The organism is Martelella sp. UBA3392 (assembly GCF_002358775.1).
In the GTDB taxonomy this organism is placed as follows: Bacteria; Pseudomonadota; Alphaproteobacteria; order Rhizobiales; family Rhizobiaceae; genus Martelella; species Martelella mediterranea.
In genome coordinates this window covers 1-4,123 of record NZ_DEPM01000213.1, presented here as the reverse complement: position 1 = coordinate 4,123, position 4,123 = coordinate 1, and the positions used below count along the sequence as shown (strand labels likewise).

General features: G+C 64.9%; 4 protein-coding genes. 1 reads left to right on the top strand and 3 read right to left on the bottom strand.

What is annotated here, in order from left to right:
- Nucleotides 1-24: 24 nt before the first annotated feature.
- The gene (locus B4E36_RS17355; protein ID WP_345900606.1) at nt 25-1,284 is read left to right on the top strand and encodes an MFS transporter; all 1,260 of its coding nucleotides are present in this window, start codon (nt 25-27) and stop codon (nt 1,282-1,284) included.
- Here B4E36_RS17355 and B4E36_RS17350 read toward each other — a convergent pair.
- The 3 genes from B4E36_RS17350 to B4E36_RS17340 all read right to left on the bottom strand — a co-directional run.
- Nucleotides 1,275-2,012 (bottom strand): glutamine amidotransferase, encoded by a 738-nt coding sequence (locus B4E36_RS17350; RefSeq protein ID WP_345900605.1) that lies wholly within the window; start codon nt 2,010-2,012, stop codon nt 1,275-1,277. The two genes, B4E36_RS17355 and B4E36_RS17350, sit on opposite strands and share 10 nt — an antisense overlap.
- Nucleotides 1,987-2,475, bottom strand: coding sequence for a TerB family tellurite resistance protein (locus B4E36_RS17345; RefSeq protein ID WP_018062805.1), 489 nt, complete (start codon nt 2,473-2,475; stop codon nt 1,987-1,989). Before B4E36_RS17345 ends, B4E36_RS17350 begins: the two co-directional genes overlap by 26 nt.
- 114 nt (nt 2,476-2,589) lie before the next feature.
- Nucleotides 2,590-4,123, bottom strand: a 1,534-nt coding sequence (locus B4E36_RS17340; protein ID WP_345900604.1) for a heme biosynthesis protein HemY, incomplete at its 5' end; no start/stop codon positions are given.

Below are 4,123 nucleotides of genomic sequence, written 5' to 3'. Positions count from 1 at the left end.
CTAATCATCGGTCCTTGGTATAAGATGACCCTGTCCCAGTCCGGCGCGCGCTTCGATGCCTTCCGCCACAAAGGTTATTCCCTTTATTTCTTCTCGCGGTTTCTCGGCACGTTCGCGGTTCAGATCGTTTCCGTCGCCGTCGGCTGGCAGATGTATGACGAGACCGGAAACGCCTTCTATCTCGGTCTGATCGGCCTGTTCCAGTTTCTGCCGGCGCTGCTTCTGACGCTGGTGACCGGCACGGTCGCCGACCGCTACAACCGCCGGATGATCGCGGCGATCTGCTTTGCGGTGGCCACCGCCTGCGCCGCCTGCCTTCTGGCGATCACCGTGCTTGGCCTGTTCTCGCCCTGGCCGGTATTCGCGCTTCTGGCGCTGTTCGGCACGGAACGCGCCTTTTCCGGCCCGGCGCTGCAATCGCTCGCGCCGAACCTGGTGCCGGAGAGGGATCTCGCCAATGCGATCGCCTGGAATTCCTCGTCCTGGCAGATCGCCTCGATCGTCGGCCCGGTCGCCGGCGGCCTGCTTTACGGCGGCGGCGCGACCCTTGCCTATTCCACCGCGCTCGCTTTGTTCGCCGCCGCCACGGTGCTTATGATGACGGTGCCGAAGCCGAGCCAACGCCGTCCGGCCAGCGCGGTCACGCTCAACACCATTCTCGCGGGCTTTCGCTTCATCACCTCGGAAAAGGTCGTGCTCGGGGCGATCTCGCTCGATCTGTTCGTGGTGTTGCTGGGGGGCGCGGTCGCGCTGATGCCGGTCTTTGCCCGCGATATTCTGGATCTCGGCCCGTGGGGCCTCGGGCTGTTGCGCGCCGCGCCCGGTTTCGGCGGCGTGCTGGTCGCGCTGCTGCTTGCCAGCGTGCCGATCCGCCATCATGCCGGCTATTATATGTTTGCCGGCGTGGCGATCTTTGGCCTCTCCACCGTCGTCTTCGGCCTGTCCGAAAGCGCCTGGATTTCGATTGCGGCACTTGCCGTCATGGGCGGCGCCGACATGATCTCGGTCTATGTCCGCGAAACGCTGATCGCGCTGTGGACGCCGGACGAACTGCGCGGCCGGGTCAACGCCGTCAACATGGTGTTCGTCGGGGCGTCAAACGAGCTCGGCGAGTTTCGCGCCGGTACCATGGCGCATGTCATCGGTGCGGTGCCAGCGGTGGTCTTCGGCGGGGTGGGGTCGCTGGCGGTCGCGGTGATCTGGGCCGCGAAGTTCACCAAACTCAGGAAGGTCGACAGTCTGGAGACGCCCGAGCACCTGCTGGGCGAATCGGATCAGCCCTGAAGCGTTTTCGCCGGTACGCGCTCGAACACGATGTCGAGGAATTCGCTGAGCCAGACCTTCAGCGCCCGGTCGTGCAGCATCCGGCCTTCGAGGTGAAGGTGGCCCGCCTGTGCCTGAGGCAGCGAGAACCGGCTGGCGCCGTGCACCACCCATCTCTGCATCATCGCCCGCGTCAGTTCGGCGTGAAACTGCACGGCATAGGCTTTCTCGCCATAGCGGAAGGCCTGGTTCGGGTAGAGGTCGCCGCTTGCCAGCAGTTCCGCGCCATGCGGCAGTTCAAATCCCTCGCGGTGAAACTGATAGACCATGGACGGCCACTTCATCAGCAGCCGGCCGTGTTCGGTCGCGTGCAGCGGATACCAGCCGATCTCGACCGAGCCGTCGCTGTTGCTCTGGACCTTGCCGCCGAGCTGGCGGGCCAGCATCTGAGCGCCCAGACAGATGCCGAGATAGGGACGGCTTTCCTTCAGCGGAATTGACAGCCAGTCGATCTCGCGGCGGACATAGTTCTCGTTGTCATTGGCGCTCATCGGGCCGCCGAACACCACCGCGCCCGAATGGGCGGCGAGCGTCTCCGGCAATTTGTCGCCAAGCGCCGGGCGGCGGATATCGAGGCGGAAGCCCTTTTCGACAAGCATCTGGCCAACGCGGCCGGGGGTCGAGCGTTCCTGGTGAAGGATGACCAGGATCGGTCGTGTCGGTTCAATCGTCACCGGGCAGTTCTCCATCGTCGACAATGGCCGCGCGCTTGAGCGCGGCCTGGCGCTCCAGCACCCGCTCGCGGCCCGAAACCCCGATCAGTTCGGCAATCCGCCAGACGACATTGTCCTCCATCTCGCTGCGGCTGCCATCGGCATAGGCGATATCCCACAACAGCCCGATAAGGCGCACGCGCTGGTCCTCGTCGAGATGGCGCTTGACGTCGGAGGTGAAGCGATAGAAATCCACCGCCTCGTTGCCGGCTTCCTCGCCGGCGGAGATCAGCTCTTCCAGCCCGGCGCCGTGCAGGTCGTATTGGTTTTCAATCAGTTCCCGAAGCCTGCTGCGCTCGCTGTCGCTGATGACGCCGTCGGCCTCCATCACCTGATAACAGAGCGCCACCACGGCCACGCGGGCATCGTCGGGTCGGGCCTCGCCCCTTGGAGCGTCATTGCCGATGTCCTGGAGAAACCTGCTGATCTTTTCAAACATTCTGGGAGATTCGCCTTGTTCAATACGCCATCATGACCCGCGCGGGCCGCTACGCCAATAGATCACTTAACATCAGTCAATCAAATTACGGTTACGACATATGAGACAACCGGATCAGAAAAACAGGCGTTTTTTCGCGGCCGGCGGCGTTTCGTCATCGTCGCTGTCGTCGATGCCCGGATCGTCCGGCGTGCGGCCGCCAAAGGGTTTCAACGGCGCGCTGTCGTCTTCGTCCTCGTCCACGCTGCCCTCGGCGGGTTTCGGCGGAATATCTTCCGAACGGGCTTCCACCACGAGCGGCTTTTCCTCCGGCGCGATCTTCGCTTCTTCCGATTTGATCGCGGAAGCGCCGGAGGGCGGGGCCATGATCACCGGCCGCACTGATTCTGTTTTCGGCGTTTCCGCCTTGTTTTCGGCTGGGGCTTCGGGCTCGGGCGTTTCCGCCTGCGCTTCAGGTTCGGGCTTGGCTTCCTCCTGGAAGATCGGAGCGTCCTCCGCAGGCGTTTCCGGTTCCGCTCTGCTTCCGCCGACAGGGGGAAGGCTCTTCAGCGCCTCATCGAGGCGGGAGGCGCTGCCTTCCTCGATCGGGCCGGCGATTTCGCCGTAGGGCACCTTCCATGAGAAGGCGTCGAGCTGACCGGTCGTGGGCGAGAACGGCCGCCAGTATTCGGACACCAGACCATCGGCGACCCAGGTCGGGTCGCGTTCGGACCTGAGCGCCTGCGCCATCCAGTGACGCACGCGGCCCTGATCGCCGGTTTCGGCCTCCTCGATATCGGCGAGCAGCAGGAAGGCGCTTTCGCGCGGCTGCATGCGCGCCGCCGCCTCCGCCTTGATGCGGGCCTTTTCGAATTCGCGGGCGTCGAGTGCGGCACGCGCGACGACCATCAGCGAGACCCAGTTGTTGGGCTTCAGCGCCTCCAGCTTTTCCGCCCGCTTCAGCCGGTCGACGGCGCTGTCGCCGCCGCGGGCGCGCACGTAAAGCGCGCCGGTCTGGGGATGCGGCTCCTTCTTCCACACCATCTCCAGCACGCCCGCGGATTTCCTGAGATTGCCCTGCGCCAGATAGGCCTTGGCGGCGATGATCGCGGCGGGGTGGAAATCATCGCGCAGCTTCAGCGCCTGAAGCGCATCGGCGGCTGCGGCCTTCGGATCGGTATCGAGCCTGCTTTCGGCGCGCGCGGTCAGTACCACGGATTTCAGCCGCGCCGATTCGTCCTTGTCGGTCACCTTGGCGGAGCGCTGCTGGTCCAGAAGACGGATCGCATCATCCCAGCGGCCCTGGCGGGCACGGGTCTCCAGCGTCGCCTTGGCGGCCCAGGCGAGATAGGGCGCCTTGTCGGCGGCCTGCTCTGCGAAATGCTGGGCGGCCTCGTCGGCGCCGACGCGCTTGGCCTCAAGATAGAGACCGCGCAGGCCGAGCTCGGCGGTTTCGGGATCCTCCGACATCGCCTCGAACAGACGCCGCGCCTTGTCGTAATTGCCTTCGGTTAGCGCCACCTGCGCATCGAGCACATGAATAAGCGGCTCCTGATCGGCGCTGAGCAGCGCATGGGCGCGCGTGCTCATCTTGCGCGCCTGCACCAGATTGCCGGCGCCGACGGCGATCAGACCGGTCGAGATCGCCTGATAGCCGCGGTCGCGCTTG